The organism is Dehalogenimonas sp. 4OHTPN (assembly GCF_040448695.1).
Taxonomy (GTDB): domain Bacteria; phylum Chloroflexota; class Dehalococcoidia; order Dehalococcoidales; family Dehalococcoidaceae; genus Dehalogenimonas.
Genome location: NZ_CP159307.1, coordinates 772,449 through 792,504, shown reverse-complemented (window position 1 = coordinate 792,504; position 20,056 = coordinate 772,449). Strand labels below are relative to the sequence as shown.

Sequence of the window (20,056 nt, the reverse complement as noted above, 5' to 3'; positions counted from 1 at the left end):
ACCCAACCAACCACCCCCGAAAGGACAATAGGACTTGGGCAACCTTTTTAGAGAGACACTGATCGGGGTTGTTAAGGCGACCGCGCCGCTGATCGTCGTTATTATTCTCTTGCAGGTGGTGTTTGTCCAAGCTTCGGGCGTCCTATTCCTCAGATTCGTTATCGGCACGTTACTGGTTATCGCCGGGATCGTGTTGTTCCTCCTTGGTATCGAAATAGGCATCCTGCCGGCCGGCCGTTTGGTCGGTTCCGGCTTAATCCAAAGCCGGTCTATCTGGCTGATCGCCGCGGTGGCCTTTTTAATCGGCTTCAGTACAACCATTGCCGAACCTGATGTACTGGTGCTTTCGATGCAAGCTGAAGAGATTTCCGGTGGGGAGATAAACGGCAATTCTCTGGTTTATATTATTGGTATCGGGCTGGCGGTGTTTACCGTATTGGCCATGCTGCGCATCCTGGCTGGGATCAAAATGGCTTATTTGTTAGCCGCCAGCTATCTGGTGGTTATTATCCTGGCCGTCTTGACGCCCGCTGACTTTGTTCCGCTGGCCTTCGATTCAGGAAGCGTGACTACCGGAGCGCTGACCGCCCCGATCGTCATATCGCTGGGGATTGGCTTCAGTTCGGTCTTGGCCGGCCGTTCACCGGTCTCAGACGGCTTTGGCCTGATCGGTTTTGCTTCCATCGGCCCTATCATCGCGGTAATGATCATGGGGATAATTACCGGTTGAATCTGCTGGATCTGTGGCAGACTTTCATCATCACCGCAAGGGGTGTGGTTGAGGCGGTCTTGCCCTTGCTTTTTGTATTGTTCGTTTTCCAAACCTTTTTCCTTCGGTTGCCGCCGAGGTATTTATTGAACCTACTAAAAGGCGCTTTGCTTTCGGCGACGGGACTGCTGCTGTTCCTGTTCGGGGTCCAGGAAGGATTCCTGCCTTTTGGATATGCCATTGGCGAGGCATTTGATACCATGGATCACCGATGGCTGGTGATTCCCCTCGGTTTTATCCTCGGCTTCGTGACAACCAGAAGTGAACCGGCTGTCCGCGTCCTGTGCAATCAGGTCGAAAAAACATCAGCCGGTTCGATCAGGGCATCACTGATTCTATTTTCCGCCTGTTTCGGCGTCGGTGGGTTTGTCGCTCTGGGAATGGCAAGGATCATCTACAGTATTCCCATTTTATACATATTGATCCCAGGGTACCTTATAGTTCTCTTGCTTCTCAGATTTACTCAGCCTGCCTATATTTCGATTGCTTTTGACGCCGGCGGTGTTGCCACCGGTCCCGTCGCCAACACCTTTCTGCTGGGACTTGGGCTCGGTCTAGCCTCAGCCGCCGGTTCCGGAGAAGCCGCAGTTTATGGCCTGGGCTTGGTGGCTCTGATAGCTCTGGCCCCAATCATTTCAGTAATGGTGCTCGGTATCATCATCAGAAATAAAAGCGTCACAGGAGGCAACTAGAATGAGCGACGGATCGTTAATCATCACCATTGTCAACAAAGGATGGGGAGAACAGGCGATGCGTTCCGCGATGAAAGCAGGCGCGGAAGGCGGAACCATAATCATGGGACGCGGGGTAGGTATCCACGAAGAAAAGCAAAATATCCTGGGTATTCCGATCGAGCCTGAAAAAGAAATCGTATTGTCTGTTACCTATCCAAACAAGACCCAAGCGATTCTGGACAGCGTTATTAATACGTGCGAGTTGGATGAACCAGGATCAGGCATAGCTTTCGTCATACCAGTTCAAAAAGTGGTCGGCGTCTGTCACCTGAATGCGGCAAAGCCCACCGAGAACGAGGCCGATAGACCAGCGTAATCGTGATCCGGGGGTAAAGATCAACTTCGTGCAGGTTCTGCATAACCCGATCTTCCGGGAAGGTTATGAGTAATTAAACAGTAATGTCCAATCTATGTTATTTACGTTTAAGCAGTACTAGTACGTTATTATTTTTATCTTGACTAGTTCAAGCCCACGCTCTATCATTCATTTATCTCTTCAAGGAGGCTGGCTTTGCGGAAACACGACTCGAAGGTCAGTATCATTCCCGGAACTATTGTGGCTCTGCTGGTGCTTGTATTGCCGGTACTCGGAATCGGCGGCTGCACCGGGTCGACAACTGAGCCGACCGCAACCACAACTCCCCCGCCAACGACAGCAGACGGGACGCTGTTACCGACAGTAGCCGGAGTGGACGCAACCCTCTTGTACTCCAGTAAATGCGCATCCTGCCACGGCACCAACCGTCAGGGAGGTGTGGCGCCGGCACTCACCGACGTGAGCAACTTCAGCGCCTCATTCCTGAGTTCCTTTTTCAGCGTCCATTTCACCGGGGTGGGTATGGCCGAACCGCTTCGCAACTCGCTCGCGAACTACCTTAAAACAAACTCTGTCACCCCTCCACCACAAACCGGTCCGATCGACCCGGCGGCGGTCTACGCCGCCAATTGCTCGCTGTGTCACGGCGCTTTCCGCCAGGGCGGGTTGGCCGGACCCAATATCACTCCTAACCAAATCACCAACTTCACCACTGAAGCCAGGCTCAGCACCTTCATCTCCGCTCATCAGTCCGGGCAGAATTTGGACAAGGAACGACGTGACCTGGTTGCAAAATGGTTAAAGGAAACCCCGTAAGTTCCCACAAAATAACCGCGGGATGCCTCCCGCTACAGGAGATAGAATGGATCTCGCAACTTTAACCAGGCCTCAACTGAACCGCCGGGATTTTGTCAAGATAGCCAGCTTGACTGTAGCCGCGATGGGACTGAGCCAGGCGCTGAATCCCCGGATTGTCGAGGCATTGGAGCAGGTCGCCCCGGCTAAACCTCCGGTCATCTGGCTCGAAGGCCAGGGCTGCACCGGCTGCACCGAGTCTTTCCTCAATAATCTTGAGCCTTCCGCAGTCTCGATTCTCCTCGACACCATTTCTTTGAGATACCACGAGACGGCAATGGCCGCCTCGGGTCACCAGGCAGACAAAGCCCTTACCGACACTATTAAAGCCGGGGGTTACGTTCTGGTTATCGAGGGTGCTATTCCCCTTGCCCAGAACGGCAAATTCTGCACCATCGCAGGGAAAACCTTCGTCGATATTGTGCGTGAATCGGCTAAAAACGCAGCGGTGATCATCAACGTCGGAGCCTGTTCATCTTTTGGCGGCATTCCGCGCTCCGGCCCGACCGACGCCGTGGGTTACCTCTTCCGCGGTAAGGAACTTCATCATGTCTTCGACGATGTCGGCAACAAGCCGGTCATCAACCTGCCGACCTGCCCGGTGCATAATGAGCGATTGGTAGCCACCATCGTCTACTATCTAACCTTCGGCAAAGCGCCGGAAATGGATAATTACCATCGGCCGCTAGCTTTCTATGGAAAGCTGCAGCACGACAACTGCGCCCGCCGCGGCCAGTTTGAAGCCCGGCGCTTCGTTACCGATTTCAAAGACCCGGCCCAGCAGGGACGGTGTCTAATTCTCAAGGGCTGTAAGGGACCGATCGCCTTCCAGGATTGCTGGGAACGCCAGTGGAATCAGCGGTCCAATTACTGCATCCAGGCGGGGGTCCCCTGCGTCGCCTGTTCCCAGCCTGAGTTCTATCAGGAAACCAGCCCCCTCTACGCCCACGACTATGACTTCGGCGTAAAGTAGTATCCCTGGAGTGAAGATTCAAAATATGCTTGGAAAGGGAATTCTAGAATGACCCGAGTAGTCGTTGACCCGTTAACCAGAATTGAAGGTCACCTCAGGATAGAAGTCGAAGTCAACAACGGCGTCATTACCGATGCCTGGTCAGCCGGCACCATGGCGCGCGGCATCGAAATTCTGCTCAAGAACCGCGACCCCTGGGACGCCCCGTACGTCACCAGCCGGTTGTGCGGCGTTTGCGAAGGCGTCCACGCCATCGCCTCGGCGCAGGCGCTGGAAGATGCCTTCGATATCGAACTGACCGAAGCCGGACGGCTGATGCGCAACGTCTTCTGCGCTGGTTATTACGTTCACGACCACTACGTTCATTTCTATGTCTTATCCGCCCTAGACTACCTGGATATCATGGCTATCGCCAATTATAAAGGGAGCGATCCGGGACTGCTCGGCATCAAGGACAAAATCGTCGGGCTGGTGGTCAAGGGTGACACCTCGCCGTTCACCCCCCGCTATGAACCGGACGCCTTCACCGTCAACGACCCGGACACGGTGACCACGCTGGTCTCTCATTACATCAAAGCCATCGAGATGAAGGCTAAGTCCCAGAAGATGCTGAATTTCATCACTGGCATCCAGCCTCATCCCAACACCGTCATGGTCGGCGGTTGTGTCGCAACGCCATCACGAGAACAGCTGCTCGCTTTGCGCGAACTATGGATGGAGCAGAAAGAGTTCGTCGATAACGTTTACCTGCCGGACGTGCTGGCTGTCGGCACTGGCCCGCTTTTCCCGTTGGCCAAGCTGGCCATCGGCGCCACTGACGGCAACTATTTAGCCTACCCGATGTTGCCGCAGGACGGCGCGGCTAAGACGGAAGACATTTCCTTTGGTGGATCAAACCACCTGTTCAAAGGCGGCGTTGTCAACGCTTCCGGCGCCCGCGGCACGCTTTCCGACATCGCCGGGATAAATGTAGCCCCAGTGGATTACTCCAAGATCACCGAGTCCGTCACCAGTTCCTGGTACAACTACCCGGCCGGCACCAATGCTCTGCATCCTTCGGCCGGGGTGACCGAGTTCAACCTGAACAAGTCCGGCGCCTACTCCTATTTCAAATCCCCGAGGTACAGCAGCAAGCCGATGGAAGTCGGCCCGCTGGCCCGGGGCCTGGTCAACAAATTCCCGGCGCTGGTGGACTTCTTCAAAGCCGGCGGCCGTGAAGGCGTCGTGGCCAGGCACCTGTGCCGCGCGCTGATTACCAAGTCTATCGTCGACCAGGGGATTGCCTGGATCGACCGGCTGATCGAACTCAGGACCGCCGGCCCGCTGGTGGGCATGAACGAGAAGGCGGTGCCCCGCAACGCCAAGGGCTTCGGCGTGTGGGACGCTCCCCGCGGCGCTCTTGGCCACTGGGTGGAGATCGAGAATCACCGTATCAAGAACTACCAGATGGTGGTGCCGTCCACCTGGAACGCCGGACCCCGGGACGAGAACGGCGTCAAAGGCCCGTACGAGCAGTCTCTCATCGGGGCGCCGGTGCCGGACACCGAGAACCCGATCAACGTGGTGCGCATCATCCGGTCGTTTGACCCGTGCATTGCCTGCGGCGTCCACGTCATCGACGGGCGGACCGGCAAGGTCAAGGTCATCAACCTCCAGTAGCATGGAGGAAACCGCCGCGACGCTGATCCTCGGCGTGGGGAACGTGGCGCTGGGCGACGAAGGCTTCGGCATACACGTCGCCAGGCGGATCAAGGAAATCGGGGTTTCGGATAATGTGAAGGTCGAGGCCGGCGGAGTCGCCGGGTTCGACCTTCTTGGTTTATTGCCGGGTGTCGAGCGGCTGGTGATCGTCGATGTGATGGATGCCGACATGCCGGCGGGCGAGATCGGGTGGTTTGAGCTCGATGAGGACTTCAAGTCGGCGGAGGCGTCGAAGCTGTCTTTCCACCAGGTGGGAGTCGTCGAGCTGCTGCAGATCGCGGGGGTGATCGGGTTAAAGCCGAAGGTGGAGTTCCTGGTGACCCGCCCGATGCTCATGGAGTGGAGCTTTGAGCTGTCCGCTGACGTCCAGCAGGCGGCTGACAAGGCGGTGCAGCACCTCCAGAGGCTCTTTCCACGGCGCGCCGCCTGATTTTTCTTCACACCCTCATCGCGAAAACGAAAGGAACGATTCTCTGCCGCATAAAGCCGGGGCGGCATTTGTCCAGCAAATACGTGTGTGAAGTTCATAGGCGGATATTATAGCACACGTGTTCCCTATGGCCGTCAAGCGAGTTTTGTCGTTTTTGGGGCGATATTTTTGGTAAAAGAAAGGGAGGGGCCGAAGCCCCTCCCTTTTTCCACGATGGAGTACTTATCAGGTGTCAGCGAACCCAATGTCCGCGATATCTCTGGCACCGTTGGGATCAGCTTTGCCGGTGACTGTGCCCGGAGGCAGGGCGACATTATCACCGCTGTTGTTGAAGGCATCAAGAGCTGAACCAAGAGCCTTGATGGCATTTTGGTTTGTACCACCGAGGACGTTCTTGATGTCAGTCAAGCTGTACCCGGCAGGCAGCGGCTTACCACCCGGCATGACGCTGTTAAGAATGGCTGCCAGCGCCTGTTGAGCGGCGGTTTCACGTGCCTGTCCAAGCTTGTCGCGTTTAGAACCATCTGCGTTCTTGGCGTTGTTAGCCCAGAAGATGCCCATCAACTCGTCGATTGTTCTGATCTGCTTGTAACCCAAATCGATAACGACGTTTGTGTCATCAAGCGGCAAGGTATCCATCGAGTTGAAGATCTGGGTGGTGAACGCCAGATGGGTTGACCAGAAGCCCTGGGTACGGGTAGCCAGGTTGACCTGAACGGTCAGGCTAGCATGCTCGCTTGGGCCGGCGACCAGGAAGTCAAGCGGCGTGAAGTAGCCTTCACCTTGAACATCGAAGGTGGTGGTGACCGCGATCTCAACCTGGATTATCCACTGCCAGGTCTCACCGGGGCTCATGATGCCATCCGATCCGGTGTCACCACTGAAGGCAACGAAGGCCGGAAGCCCGGTATGACCGTAAGGCGAACCGGTGTATTCACCACCAGGAGTTAGATACAGGTGGATGTGAGAACCTGTTAGCGGAACATTGCCGTCATTGGTATCGCGGATGGTGAGGGTGACGTTACCAAAGTCTGAGGTCTCCCACACGTAAGCGATAGTCTGCATGGTGGTGTGCGGGTAGGCGCCGAAGTAGTAGGCACGATCACTATCGGTCACTGGAGTACCAACCAGCGGTGTACCGGTAACAACTGCCTCGTCCCACTGCTGTCCTATTACAGCAGTAGTGGTAAAGACATCACTCTCGTCAGAGGCGCCAGGAGCAAGCGATGTGACGATACCGGCGAAAGTAAAGTCAGTATCAACTACCCCAATTCCAAGAGTAACGTTGCCTGTATTGGTGACGATGACCTTAAACTTAACAGAATCACCAACTAAAACATACGGCCCTAGCGCTGAGTCAGCGTCTAGCCAAGTTACGCCACCGTCAACCGAGACAAATTTCTCGATATCAACGGCCGGGTTGAAGGCCAGCGGTACGTCCTCACTGTCACTGATCGGGTCAAGCTCAGCGCAGTCCCCGGTGGCAGTGTTGTCGATGTCACCGTCTCCGCCGCCCTTGTTGTCAAGGTCAGCCTGAGTCACGGTGTAGCTGTAGGTCCAGGTCCAAGACTCACCGACGTCGAGATCATTATCCTCATTGGCCGACTTGCTGGTCGGAGCGCCAAGGGTCACCAGAGTGTCAGCCATGGTGATGGAGGTCAGAGTGACGTTGCCAGTGTTGGTCAGGACCACCTGGTAGTTGATGATGTCACCGGCGGAATCAGCCGAGCCACCACTACCACCAGTCACCGATACCACCGTCTTGTCAATGGTGTAGGCCGGGTTGAAGACCAGCGGTACGTCCTCACTGTCACTGATCGGGTCAAGCTCAGCGCAGTCCCCGGTGGCAGTGTTGTCGATGTCACCGTCTCCGCCGCCCTTGTTGTCAAGGTCAGCCTGAGTCACGGTGTAGCTGTAGGTCCAGGTCCAAGACTCACCGACGTCGAGATCATTATCCTCATTGGCCGACTTGCTGGTCGGAGCGCCAAGGGTCACCAGAGTGTCAGCCATGGTGATGGAGGTCAGAGTGACGTTGCCAGTGTTGGTCAGGACCACCTGGTAGTTGATGATGTCACCGGCGGAATCAGCCGAGCCACCACTACCACCAGTCACCGATACCACCGTCTTGTCAATGGTGTAGGCCGGGTTGAAGACCAGCGGTACGTCCTCACTGTCACTGATCGGGTCAAGCTCAGCGCAGTCCCCGGTGGCAGTGTTGTCGATGTCACCGTCTCCGCCGCCCTTGTTGTCAAGGTCAGCCTGAGTCACGGTGTAGCTGTAGGTCCAGGTCCAAGACTCACCGACGTCGAGATCATTATCCTCATTGGCCGACTTGCTGGTCGGAGCGCCAAGGGTCACCAGAGTGTCAGCCATGGTGATGGAGGTCAGAGTGACGTTGCCAGTGTTGGTCAGGACCACCTGGTAGTTGATGATGTCACCGGCGGAATCAGCCGAGCCACCACTACCACCAGTCACCGATACCACCGTCTTGTCAATGGTGTAGGCCGGGTTGAAGACCAGCGGTACGTCCTCACTGTCACTGATCGGGTCAAGCTCAGCGCAGTCCCCGGTGGCAGTGTTGTCGATGTCACCGTCTCCGCCGCCCTTGTTGTCAAGGTCAGCCTGAGTCACGGTGTAGCTGTAGGTCCAGGTCCAAGACTCACCGACGTCGAGATCATTATCCTCATTGGCCGACTTGCTGGTCGGAGCGCCAAGGGTCACCAGAGTGTCAGCCATGGTGATGGAGGTCAGAGTGACGTTGCCAGTGTTGGTCAGGACCACCTGGTAGTTGATGATGTCACCGGCGGAATCAGCCGAGCCACCACTACCACCAGTCACCGATACCACCGTCTTGTCAATGGTGTAGGCCGGGTTGAAGACCAGCGGTACGTCCTCACTGTCACTGATCGGGTCAAGCTCAGCGCAGTCCCCGGTGGCAGTGTTGTCGATGTCACCGTCTCCGCCGCCCTTGTTGTCAAGGTCAGCCTGAGTCACGGTGTAGCTGTAGGTCCAGGTCCAAGACTCACCGACGTCGAGATCATTATCCTCATTGGCCGACTTGCTGGTCGGAGCGCCAAGGGTCACCAGAGTGTCAGCCATGGTGATGGAGGTCAGAGTGACGTTGCCAGTGTTGGTCAGGACCACCTGGTAGTTGATGATGTCACCGGCGGAATCAGCCGAGCCACCACTACCACCAGTCACCGATACCACCGTCTTGTCAATGGTGTAGGCCGGGTTGAAGACCAGCGGTACGTCCTCACTGTCACTGATCGGGTCAAGCTCAGCGCAGTCCCCGGTGGCAGTGTTGTCGATGTCACCGTCTCCGCCGCCCTTGTTGTCAAGGTCAGCCTGAGTCACGGTGTAGCTGTAGGTCCAGGTCCAAGACTCACCGACGTCGAGATCATTATCCTCATTGGCCGACTTGCTGGTCGGAGCGCCAAGGGTCACCAGAGTGTCAGCCATGGTGATGGAGGTCAGAGTGACGTTGCCAGTGTTGGTCAGGACCACCTGGTAGTTGATGATGTCACCGGCGGAATCAGCCGAGCCACCACTACCACCAGTCACCGATACCACCGTCTTGTCAATGGTGTAGGCCGGGTTGAAGACCAGCGGTACGTCCTCACTGTCACTGATCGGGTCAAGCTCAGCGCAGTCCCCGGTGGCAGTGTTGTCGATGTCACCGTCTCCGCCGCCCTTGTTGTCAAGGTCAGCCTGAGTCACGGTGTAGCTGTAGGTCCAGGTCCAAGACTCACCGACGTCGAGATCATTATCCTCATTGGCCGACTTGCTGGTCGGAGCGCCAAGGGTCACCAGAGTGTCAGCCATGGTGATGGAGGTCAGAGTGACGTTGCCAGTGTTGGTCAGGACCACCTGGTAGTTGATGATGTCACCGGCGGAATCAGCCGAGCCACCACTACCACCAGTCACCGATACCACCGTCTTGTCAATGGTGTAGGCCGGGTTGAAGACCAGCGGTACGTCCTCACTGTCACTGATCGGGTCAAGCTCAGCGCAGTCCCCGGTGGCAGTGTTGTCGATGTCACCGTCTCCGCCGCCCTTGTTGTCAAGGTCAGCCTGAGTCACGGTGTAGCTGTAGGTCCAGGTCCAAGACTCACCGACGTCGAGATCATTATCCTCATTGGCCGACTTGCTGGTCGGAGCGCCAAGGGTCACCAGAGTGTCAGCCATGGTGATGGAGGTCAGAGTGACGTTGCCAGTGTTGGTCAGGACCACCTGGTAGTTGATGATGTCACCGGCGGAATCAGCCGAGCCACCACTACCACCAGTCACCGATACCACCGTCTTGTCAATGGTGTAGGCCGGGTTGAAGACCAGCGGTACGTCCTCACTGTCACTGATCGGGTCAAGCTCAGCGCAGTCCCCGGTGGCAGTGTTGTCGATGTCACCGTCTCCGCCGCCCTTGTTGTCAAGGTCAGCCTGAGTCACGGTGTAGCTGTAGGTCCAGGTCCAAGACTCACCGACGTCGAGATCATTATCCTCATTGGCCGACTTGCTGGTCGGAGCGCCAAGGGTCACCAGAGTGTCAGCCATGGTGATGGAGGTCAGAGTGACGTTGCCAGTGTTGGTCAGGACCACCTGGTAGTTGATGATGTCACCGGCGGAATCAGCCGAGCCACCACTACCACCAGTCACCGATACCACCGTCTTGTCAATGGTGTAGGCCGGGTTCTGAACAATGGTCACCGTGGCGTCGTCGGTAGCAGTAACGTTGCCGCCGACGGGTGGAGTGCCGGTTGCCGTACCAATGTTAGTTCGGGCGGCGCCGGAATCAATCATGTCTTGAGTTATGCCGCGGGTGGCGGTGAACGTCCAGGACTCAGTCAGATCAAGTTTGCTGTTGCCGTTGGTATCGCCGCTGACGTAGGTAGCAAAGAAGTCGTCAGCCGTGTTGCCCGGCGTAGCATTGTCATCTTTAACGGAAACGCTGCTCAATGGAACGTTGCCGGTGTTGGTGACAACGTAGGTATATGTTACGTTGCCGGGGGCGGATACGGAGGTGGGGGTAACAGTCTTAACGATGGCGATGCCGGGGTTTGGCTGGAAGTTGCCAAACACCTGCGTCGCCGACTGGGAGTTGGTAGTAATGTCGATTACCACCTCTGCAGTAACAGGTTGAGTCTGCATCCAACCATTCTGAAGCACTTCATGGATTGTATATTGTCCAGGAGGCAAGCCCGTGAATGAATAAGCCCCAGTAGTGGCTGCAGTAGTAGTTGTCCGGGTGAACTCTATACTTTCAATATAGATATGTAGGTTGATCTCCCATCCAGCTAAACGGGGTTCACTGTTGTCGGATCCATTTCCGTTCAAGTCATTGTACTTGTAGCCCGAGATTGAAGATCCGGGTTGTTCAGGGATAGGGATGGGGACTGTGATTGCCCCGAAGCCGGGGGCGTCAAAGTTGAAGTGGGGGCTTGAGCCGGAGGTAAAACCGGAACCGTTGTGGGTGGCGGTCCAGCCAGCATAAGCAGAACCACCCCAGGCATTGGTCGGGGATTGATTGAACAGGTTTTCCTGCCCCTGGCCCCAGACAAAGGTCTGAGAGAGATGGGCTTCAAAGAAAATTAAAAAGGCTTTGTTGGAGGGCAATGAAGTAGGCAATCCGCCGGCACCAGCGTTGAGACTGAAGTAGTGGCTGGCGGCTGGAGCCGCGGCGGTTTCAGATGTTCCCGCCGGGAAAGGCGCATTCAAGATACTCGGTGTGAAAGCAGTCCCCAATCCAAGGTCAGTTGAGGGATTGTAGGTAGTGTTGCTCGGTTTCCCACTGCCCCCAATAGGGTTCACTTCCAAATATCTGAAATTTCGAAGTAGATCCACAAAAACGGCATTCTTACCGCTGTTGAAGAAGTCATAATATATATTGCCCCAGGATCCAGCAACGCCGCTGATCTGTTCCGGGGTGACGGCGGCGCCGCTTTTATTGGTCAAGATGAAGACGTAGGAAACCCAGTCGCCTTCCCGATAAAGGCTGCCGAGGTTACCTTTGGTCCAGTCACCTGCCCAACCGGGGTAGGTACCCCGCGGGGAATCCAGATTCCAGCCGTAGAAATCAGCACCGACCCCCGATGGGGCGGCACTGACCGGTGCTGCCAAAGCTGGAATGAGAATAGCCGAAAGTGTCGCAAATACTCCAAGAACTGAGAATAACCTTTTCAAGACCCTTTTCATGTTTCAAACCTCCTCCGTTTGCTCGTGTGTTGGGTCAGGGGTTGCCGTTTTGTGTCTGTAACTCACCTTCCTTCTTTTAGAAAACGAAAAACCGACCTTTAGTCCCAGGCCGGTTTCACTACTGGCTCCCCGTCCTCCAAGTGACCAGTTACGGAGGGGCGGATCATGGCTTCCTGTCAGGCGGATAAATGCAGTCAGATGATTTTGTTCAGCTTCACCTCCTCATTCTTTGAAATTGTAACGGCTGCCTAATGCTGCGCAGTATCCGTAAGTCCATGTAATTTCGCCGTCGAGGATACGGAATCTTTACAAATGCCGCGGGCGGCGGTTTCTCCTCCTCCAAAAGAAAAACCGGCCGTTATCAGGCCGGTTTCACTGCTGGCTCGCCGGGCCCCAAGTGACCAGATAGGGGGCGCCGGGTCATAGCCTCCTGGATATTCCATACTAAAGCCGCGTATAGCTGAAGTCAAGATGACTAAACCTTACTAAACCTTACTTTTTGAGGGTATTTTTGAAAATGGGCTGATAATCTGATGGTTTAGACCGGATAGATATAACAATACGTTATTGTTTATCGGGTTGCGGGGGTTTGAAATAAGCGGTTGAAGAAGGGGGGATGGGAGGTGGTGGGCTACAGTGTTCGACAGACAGAACCCCCGTGTTCGAGATAAGCTTCGATACAACCTAACCGCTCCCCCACTATCTTCAAGGTACGCCTGAGATTCCTTGTCGAATGACTAAAAATAACAGGTTCTTTCAATCAATAAACAACCGGTAAACGCTGATGGCAGGAATATGTTGTTTAAGAAACAGATATGTTTATGAAAATTCATCAAAACTACTGTTTAATAATCTCTGTGTCATCTCCAGACGGTTTTTAACCCCGAGTTTACGATAGATGTTACGCAGATGGCTTTTGAGCGTATCGGGGGAAATATACAGATGCTCGTGCATCTCCTCTGTGCTGGCGCCGGTCACTACCAACCCGGCGACCTCCAGTTCACGCGGCGTCAGCCCGGCACGCTGAAACACTTTCGTAATTTTTTCGGAAATCGATAGTTCCGGCGCAATATTGCGTGTGAGCGTTTCTGCCAACTTCGGTAGGAATGCCAGGGATGCGAACAACAAAAGGCCGGCGACGCTGACAGTCAATACCAGAGCCTCACTTATGGAATCGCCAAGCTGTTCGCCCAGCAGGATACCTATGAGAATAGCAATGACGTTAGCGCCCAGGACGCCCCCATAGAACACCGGAGCTCGCCGTCCCGTGGCTAGGTCCGCCGGTACCGTCCATGTAAAGGTATCCATGAAGGCAAACCCGCCAACGACCAGAGTATGGATGACGATGGGCAGCATGATACCTCCGGATATGCCGTAAAGCATGAAGCCTACGCCGAGGATGCCGGTGCCCAGTATGGCGTTCACGCGACGGCCGCGGCGGTCGGCGATCGAACCAGCTATAAAGACCAGCACGATGTAGGGAATAACGCTATATACCGCACTTATGCCGGATCCAGCCCAACTGGTGGAAATGATGGTGTACATCAGTCCGCCTACGATATAGACGGCGAACACGAAAGGCAGCAGTGGCCAGAAGGAAAACAGTTTTGCCGGGACTTCAGGCGTTGGCGGCGGCAACATAGCGATTTGGCTGTAACTATAGAATAGCGCCATCGGTGCCAGTACTAGCAGAGGCAGGGTGAGCAGTACGAGAGTATCTGATGACAGCACCGCGCTGGCCTGGATTATGATATATAAGATTATGTTTGACAGCGCTATAGCGCTCACCAAGACCCGTCCCCTCTGATTGGGCAGAACCGACCGGGTGAAGGCAGCACCCCAGCTTATGATCAACGGTGCGGAAGCCAAGCCCATCAAAGCGAATAGAGATTCTGAATTTGCCATCGGCGTGTTCAAAGCCGCGACACTACACAAGAGGCAGAGAAAGCCACTGAGCGCGAACCACCGGAGAGCCTTTTGAAAATAGTACCCGAGTATCCCGAACGCTATCTGACCGACGATGATGCCGGCAAGAAAACGAACAATAGGCAACAGCGGATTAGCCCCCTCAGCAGCCGCAGCAGACCCCAGTATAGGCCCTTGCATAGGATAAGACAGAAGCCAGCCGAAGAATAGGCCAATGGACAATATCAGTGGCCAGTACTGGCGAACAAGGCTGAAAAATACCAGTGCCTCTCTGATGAACAGAGATCTCTCACGTAGCGCTTTGTTCTGAGCCTTCTGCATCAGCGTCTGAATCCTTGTTGGTGAATCCAGACAAAGCTGGGCCACCCATTGCCTTCGGAAATTCCATATCTTACCAAAATACCATTCCGCTTTCCACGATTGAAGCTCCAAAATTCACCCCTAGGGGTGATGACGCCCGACTTCGTTTGTATTAATAATGGTTATCTTTTTTAGTTGAAGGAGGTTCTTGTGCGAGCTGCCGTCCACCGTCTGTTATTTCTCGTATTCCCGGTCGCCTTGGTCATGCTGTTCCTGACGATGCTGGTCAATCCGGCCGGTGTCCATTCCGCGGCGTGGAACACCTACCAGATCACTGATTCGCCGGCAAACAATACTAACATCGATGTAGCGGTTGGTCCCGATGGCCTGCCGCACGCGGTTTACGAGCGGAGCGGCAACATTTACTATTGTTTGGCCAACGGCTCTGAGGAATTGGTGGCAGCGGGGTCCAACCCAGCGATTGCTGTTGGATCGAACGGAGTGCCACAGGTAGTATTTGCTAGCGCTAGTGGTCAATTTTACACCGCTAAAGCCGACAACACTTGGCTAACCCCGGTCCAAATCTCCTCGTATAACGGGCCGATTGATATCGATACAGATGTGAATGATTGGGCACATATCGCTTTTGTTGCCCATATCAACCAAGGGTACCCAAGTGATGGGTACGTAGATATCGGGTATCTGAATAACGTCGGTGGGACGATCTCAGCACCAACCGTAATTTGGAGTGGTTTTTGGGAGTATTCAAGCGGTTTTGGAACTGGCAGATACTACAACAACCCAAAAATCCAAATCGATCCGACGGGATTCTATCATATTGTTGCGACCCACTCCGCAAGAGATAGTGCTCCGGGTTGGGTCGATAACTACCAGTACGTGGTTTACACGACCAACTCAAACGGCGGTTTTGGGACTAATAACCCATATCGGGGGAATGCATCCCCGAGCTTATCAAAAAATCCTATCGCTTTAGCTTCAGATGGTACCGCCAGATTAGTTTATACCCAAAGCGGCGTGACTTACTATGCCAGTCCTGTCAATGGATCCCCCACTCCTTCCTGGAACGAAATCTCATTGGGAGCTATTTCCGAGGCTTCTCTCGCTTCTAATAGCTCCGATACGATAGGTCTTGTCTGGGTCGACGGAGTTAATGTTCTATATTCAACTGAAGCAACCGCGTTTGGCACACCGATAACCGTTGGTACTGGAACCAGTCCCGCATTGGCATTTAGCGATGACCACGTATTCGGCTATTACCTCGCCTCCGACGGCACAAACAACGAAGTCTTCCTAACAACCGACACCACTCTGGAAATGGCTCCAACGATCACCGATCAACCGGATAATGCCACGGTTCAATATGGGGATGACGCCGTTTTCACCGCCGCGGCCTCAGGAATCCCCGCGCCCACCGTTCAGTGGCAGGTCGACTACGGCGCCGGCTTCGTTAACATAGACGGGGCCACATCCGTCACGTTGACGGTGCCGGATGTGGAATTGGCTTACAACGGCGCCCAATTCCGGGCGGTCTTCACCAATACCACTAGCGCCGGCCAAAACGATGTAGCTACGGACGCAGCTTTGTTGACGATTAATCCGCGTACCGTGACTCCGGCGGTCGCCGTGGAGAGCAGGACCTACGACGGAACCACCGATGCCGTTATACTTTCCAGGAGCCTGGTTAATACACTTGTCGGTGACGATGTCAGTCTTGCCGGAGGCGCGGCGTCGTTCGAAGACAAGAATATCGGCGACGGAAAGACGGTGAACGTCACCGGCTTGAGCCTGTCGGGCACCGACGCATCAAACTACACACTGTCTTCGACGAGCGTTACGGCCAACGCCGATATCAACCCGGCACCCCTCGCTCCCAGCGTTACCGTGGGCAGCAAGACCTACGACAACACCACCGATACCACCATCGAGACCCTCACGCTGCTTGGCACTATTTTCGGCTTAGACGATGTGAGCCTGGTAGGCGGCGCTGCGGCCTTTGGGGATGAGCACGCTGGTGTCGGTAAAGAGGTTACCGTCACCGGCTTGAGCCTGGCTGGCACTGATTCCAGCAACTATGCACTGTCCTCGACCTCGGCAACGGCCACGGGGGATATCACCAAGCGGACTATTAACGTGTCCGCCCAATCCGAGACCAAGACTTACGATGGGACCGCCAACTGTTCCCTGGCGCCCAACGTCATCGGGCTGGCAGACGGCGACGAAAGCGGGTTCGTGCAGAATTTCGGTTCGAAGCATGCCTACGCTCCTAATCAGGTGATCATCGCCTCCGGCAGTGCCGTTGACGGCAACGGCGGCAACAACTACGAGGTAGTCTTCCAGAACAATTCCGGCCGCATCAACCGGCTCCCAATTACCGTGACCGCCGTGCCAGACACTAAAACTTATGACGGCACCACCGCCTCAAGCGGTATTCCGACCACCTCGGTTGGGTTGGCTGCCGGAGACACCGCAGTTTTCAGCCAGAACTTCGCCGACGCCAATGCCGGGGAAGAAAAGACGCTTATCCCTGGCGGTTACGCAAATGACGGCAACGATGGCAACAACTACACCTATACCTTCGTTACCAACAACAACGGGGAGATACTGAAAGCCGCGGCACAAATTTCGTTATCCAACCTGGCCCACGTTTACGACGGGACCTCGCAAACTCCCATACTAACGACTGACCCACCAGGGCTTGATGCCGATGTCACCTTCAATGGTTTAGCGACGGCGCCGGTCAATGCCGGTTCTTACGTACTGGTCGTTATCATCAACGACAACAACTACACCGGCGAGGTAACGGATACTTTCGTCATCAGTAAAGCTGATCCGGCGGTCACTTGGGCGCCAGCAGGATTCGTTTACAATACGCCGCTGGGCGCTGAGCATTTGAACGCTACCGCGGAAATCGCCGGTTCATTCAACTACGACCCCGCGGCGGGCGCCACCCTCGGTGCCGGCACCCGGACTCTGTCGGCTACATTCACCCCGACAGATGCGGCCAACTACAATACGGTAACCATCACCCGGGAAATTATTGTCACTAAGGCTACCGCTTCGGTTTTGCTCGACGGCTTAAACCAGGTATATGACGGCTCGCCCAAACCCATCTCCGCGGCCACCAGCCCAGCTGGTTTGACCGTTGACATTACCTACGGCGGCTCGGTAACACCACCGATAAACGCGGGTGACTATACCGTCATCGGTACGATTAGCGACGCCAACTACGAGGGCACTACCACCGGCACCCTTCACATTGAGAAAGCCGAAGCTATGGTTACCCTGGGCAGCCTCACCCACGTCTATGACGGTACCGGCAAGGCGGCAACGGCCACAACCTCCCCTATAGCCGCTATGCCGGTGGTCTTCATCTATGACGGCGATACGGATTTGCCGGTCAACGCCGGTAGCCACCAGGTAGTCGCTACTATCAATCATCAGAACTATCAGGGATCTGCGACCGATTACCTGTTCATTGACAAGGCAACGGCAACCATCGCTTTCGATAACCTGACCTTCACCTACAACGGTGCCCCGCAGCCGGTTACGGCTGCCACCACTCCTGGAGGCCTAAACGTCAGCTTCACCTATGACAGCCAGCTGATACCGCCAACCGACGCTGGCAGCTACACGGTAGTCGCCTCGATTAGCGAACTCAACTACCAGGGTACAGCCAGTAGCACGATGACAATCGGTAAAGCGACTGCTGGCATCAACGTCAGCGGTCTTAATCAGACGTACGATGGGACTCCCCGAGAAATAATCGTGGAAACCGTTCCTTCCGGTATCGCCTATACCGTCACATACGACGGTTCGCCCCCTGCACCGATTAACGCCGGGGAATACTCGGTTGTGGTCACCATTACCGATGCTAATTACACCGGCAGTATAGCCGGCTCACTCTTCATCCAAAAAGCTACACCTATCATCACCTGGAATACCCCGGACTCCGTAACCTACGGCCATGAACTTGACGAGACCCAACTGAACGCCACGGCCGCCATATCAGGCGCCTTCATCTACAATCCACCGGCCGGTACGGTCCTCAACGCGGGTGCGGGCCAGGAACTCTCGGTCGAGTTCACCCCTGCCGATTCGCTCAACTACGATACGGTGACCCAAACTGTCACCATCAACGTTAATAAAGCCTCAGCCAATGTCACTTTCGCAGACCTGGAATACATTTACGACGGCTCCGCCAAGCAGGCTACGGTCACCACCGATCCCAGCGCGCTGACGGTGACCGTCACCTACAACGGATCCACGACGACCCCGACCAACGCAGGCACATTTAACGTCCGTGCCGAAGTTGTCGACGCCAACTACGAAGGCGTCGGCACGGCGGTCCTGGTCATTGACAAAGCCTCGGCGTCGCTGGAAATAAGCGGGTTGAATCATGTTTATGACCGGACGGCCAAGTCGGTCTCGGTGGTCACCGGCCCGGCCAACCTTCCGGTCTCCGTAACCTACAACGGCTCGGCGGTTGCGCCGACGGCCGCCGGCAGCTATGCCGTAAGCGTTACGGTCAGCGACGTGAATTACCAGGCCAGTTCCAACATAACTATGGTAATTGCCAAGTCTTCCGTCACGCCAAGCGTCGCTGTGGCTGACAAGACCTACGACGGCACCACATCGGCTACCATAAGTGGACGGTCGCTTGTCGGGGTCATTACCGGGGATGCAGTGATTCTTTCAGGCGGCACCGCTGCTTTCGACAACGCCGCAGTCGGCAACGATAAGACGGTGACGGTCACCGGCTTGACCCTCACCGGCGCCGACGCCGGCAACTATGCACTCTCCGCGACTACGGTTACGACCACGGCGGATATCAATGAGCAGCAATCAACCGGTGGCGGCGGCGGGGGCTTCGGTTCGCAACTGGTCGGCATCGGCTTATCCGGCAACTCGCCCTGGATGGATGGCAATGGACGCGCCTTAACCGAAGGTTGGATACGGACTGAAGACGGGCTTCTTAGCCTGACCATACCGGTTGGTACCTATGTGTGGAACGCCGCTGGTGCCGGCCTTGCCTTCTTGTCCGCAGGGGAACCGTCGTCTTCAATGCAACCGCCACCTAACAGTATCTTCCTTCGTACATATGAACTTGGCCCAAGCGGTGCGACGTTCAATCCGACAATTACCCTCACCATGAGCTACACCTTCAACGAGCTACCGGCTGGTGTTGCCGCAACCTCGCTATATATCGCGTGGTGGGACGGAGTCAAATGGGTTAAACTGGATAGCACTGTGGACGCCGCGGCAAGAACAATTACGGCCCGGGTTTCCCACTTTACCACGTTTGCCCTTATCGCTCAGCAACCACCGCCGCCAACGACGACAACACCTCCACCGTCGACAACTGTTCCTCCAACGACCACGGCACCTGCTCCCACAACCACGGCACCGCCGCCTACCACCGCACCGCCGGCCAGCACGACGCAACCTACCTTCACTCCTGAAGAAGAAAACGGCGACAGTATGTCCCTTCTCCCTATCGGGTTAGCTTTGGCTGGCGCCTCGCTACTGTTAGGTATTATTCTCCTCAAAAAACGGAAGCAAACCAGTTAGAGTACTAGGAATAAATAAATCAGGGCTCTCAGTCGAGAGCCCTGATTTATTTTTCAAGGTTTGATTGATCGACTAAATGGGTAAAAGCTACATCAGCCGGTCACTTTTCTGTCATCATTATGACACAGAAGTGACATGAAAGTGATAGAAAATGGGCGGCCGTGGACTCGAACCACGGACTTCCTGCGTGTGAAGCAGGCGTTCTAACCACTGAACTAGCCGCCCAGAGGAAGTCCATTGTAACCCGAACCGCCGCGGGGTTTCAAATGGGACC

General features: G+C 55.4%; 11 protein-coding genes, 1 tRNA gene and 2 riboswitches. Of the genes, 8 read left to right on the top strand and 4 right to left on the bottom strand.

What is annotated here, in order from left to right:
- Positions 1 to 34 precede the first annotated feature (34 nt).
- The 7 genes from ABV300_RS04165 (at position 35) to ABV300_RS04135 (ending at position 5,778) form a co-directional block, all read left to right on the top strand.
- Positions 35 to 730, top strand: a complete 696-nt coding sequence (locus ABV300_RS04165) for a DUF1538 domain-containing protein (RefSeq protein ID WP_353715266.1) — start codon at positions 35 to 37, stop codon at positions 728 to 730.
- On the top strand, positions 727 to 1,461 hold the full coding sequence (locus ABV300_RS04160; RefSeq protein WP_353715265.1) for a DUF1538 domain-containing protein: 735 nt from the start codon (positions 727 to 729) through the stop codon (positions 1,459 to 1,461). Before ABV300_RS04165 ends, ABV300_RS04160 begins: the two co-directional genes overlap by 4 nt.
- 1 nt (position 1,462) lies before the next feature.
- Positions 1,463 to 1,819, top strand: a complete 357-nt coding sequence (locus tag ABV300_RS04155; protein WP_353715264.1) for a P-II family nitrogen regulator — start codon at positions 1,463 to 1,465, stop codon at positions 1,817 to 1,819.
- Positions 1,820 to 2,014: 195 nt separating this feature from the next.
- Positions 2,015 to 2,635, top strand: a complete 621-nt coding sequence (locus ABV300_RS04150) for a c-type cytochrome (RefSeq protein WP_353715263.1) — start codon at positions 2,015 to 2,017, stop codon at positions 2,633 to 2,635.
- Between the two features lie 46 nt (positions 2,636 to 2,681).
- Positions 2,682 to 3,647, top strand: coding sequence for a hydrogenase small subunit (locus tag ABV300_RS04145; protein ID WP_353715262.1), 966 nt, complete (start codon positions 2,682 to 2,684; stop codon positions 3,645 to 3,647).
- Positions 3,648 to 3,695: 48 nt separating this feature from the next.
- On the top strand, positions 3,696 to 5,306 hold the full coding sequence (locus tag ABV300_RS04140) for a nickel-dependent hydrogenase large subunit (RefSeq protein ID WP_353715261.1): 1,611 nt from the start codon (positions 3,696 to 3,698) through the stop codon (positions 5,304 to 5,306).
- A gap of 1 nt (position 5,307) precedes the next feature.
- Positions 5,308 to 5,778 carry a hydrogenase maturation protease gene (locus ABV300_RS04135; RefSeq protein ID WP_353715260.1) on the top strand — a complete coding sequence of 157 codons (471 nt, stop codon included), beginning with the start codon at positions 5,308 to 5,310 and terminating at the stop codon, positions 5,776 to 5,778.
- A 225-nt stretch (positions 5,779 to 6,003) separates the two neighbouring features.
- Here the strand turns inward: ABV300_RS04135 and ABV300_RS04130 are convergent, their stop codons facing one another.
- From ABV300_RS04130 to ABV300_RS04120, 3 genes are all read right to left on the bottom strand, one after another.
- The gene (locus tag ABV300_RS04130) at positions 6,004 to 11,967 is read right to left on the bottom strand and encodes a hypothetical protein (protein WP_353715259.1); all 5,964 of its coding nucleotides are present in this window, start codon (positions 11,965 to 11,967) and stop codon (positions 6,004 to 6,006) included.
- 100 nt (positions 11,968 to 12,067) lie between these two features.
- Positions 12,068 to 12,150, bottom strand: a riboswitch (cyclic di-GMP riboswitch).
- Positions 12,151 to 12,324: 174 nt separating this feature from the next.
- Positions 12,325 to 12,407: riboswitch (cyclic di-GMP riboswitch) on the bottom strand.
- 379 nt (positions 12,408 to 12,786) lie between these two features.
- A complete protein-coding gene (locus tag ABV300_RS04125; protein WP_353715354.1) occupies positions 12,787 to 13,755 on the bottom strand; it encodes a LuxR family transcriptional regulator in 969 nt (322 codons plus the stop codon).
- A gap of 672 nt (positions 13,756 to 14,427) precedes the next feature.
- Complete coding sequence (locus tag ABV300_RS04120; protein ID WP_353715258.1) at positions 14,428 to 14,589, bottom strand: hypothetical protein; 162 nt, start codon at positions 14,587 to 14,589, stop codon at positions 14,428 to 14,430.
- Between the two features lie 846 nt (positions 14,590 to 15,435).
- On the opposite strand from ABV300_RS04120, the gene ABV300_RS04115 reads away from it, so the two are divergent.
- Positions 15,436 to 19,782 carry an MBG domain-containing protein gene (locus tag ABV300_RS04115; RefSeq protein ID WP_353715257.1) on the top strand — a complete coding sequence of 1,449 codons (4,347 nt, stop codon included), beginning with the start codon at positions 15,436 to 15,438 and terminating at the stop codon, positions 19,780 to 19,782.
- 152 nt (positions 19,783 to 19,934) lie between these two features.
- Here the strand turns inward: ABV300_RS04115 and ABV300_RS04110 are convergent.
- Positions 19,935 to 20,007, bottom strand: a tRNA-Val gene (locus ABV300_RS04110).
- Positions 20,008 to 20,056: the final 49 nt, after the last annotated feature.

Coding starts and splice junctions, on each gene's coding strand:
- ABV300_RS04135 (WP_353715260.1), top strand. CDS start 5,308: ATGGAGGAAACCGCCGCGACGCTGATCCTCGGCGTGGGGAACGTGGCG.
- ABV300_RS04140 (WP_353715261.1), top strand. CDS start 3,696: ATGACCCGAGTAGTCGTTGACCCGTTAACCAGAATTGAAGGTCACCTC.
- ABV300_RS04155 (WP_353715264.1), top strand. CDS start 1,463: ATGAGCGACGGATCGTTAATCATCACCATTGTCAACAAAGGATGGGGA.
- ABV300_RS04145 (WP_353715262.1), top strand. CDS start 2,682: ATGGATCTCGCAACTTTAACCAGGCCTCAACTGAACCGCCGGGATTTT.
- ABV300_RS04130 (WP_353715259.1), bottom strand. CDS start 11,967: ATGAAAAGGGTCTTGAAAAGGTTATTCTCAGTTCTTGGAGTATTTGCG.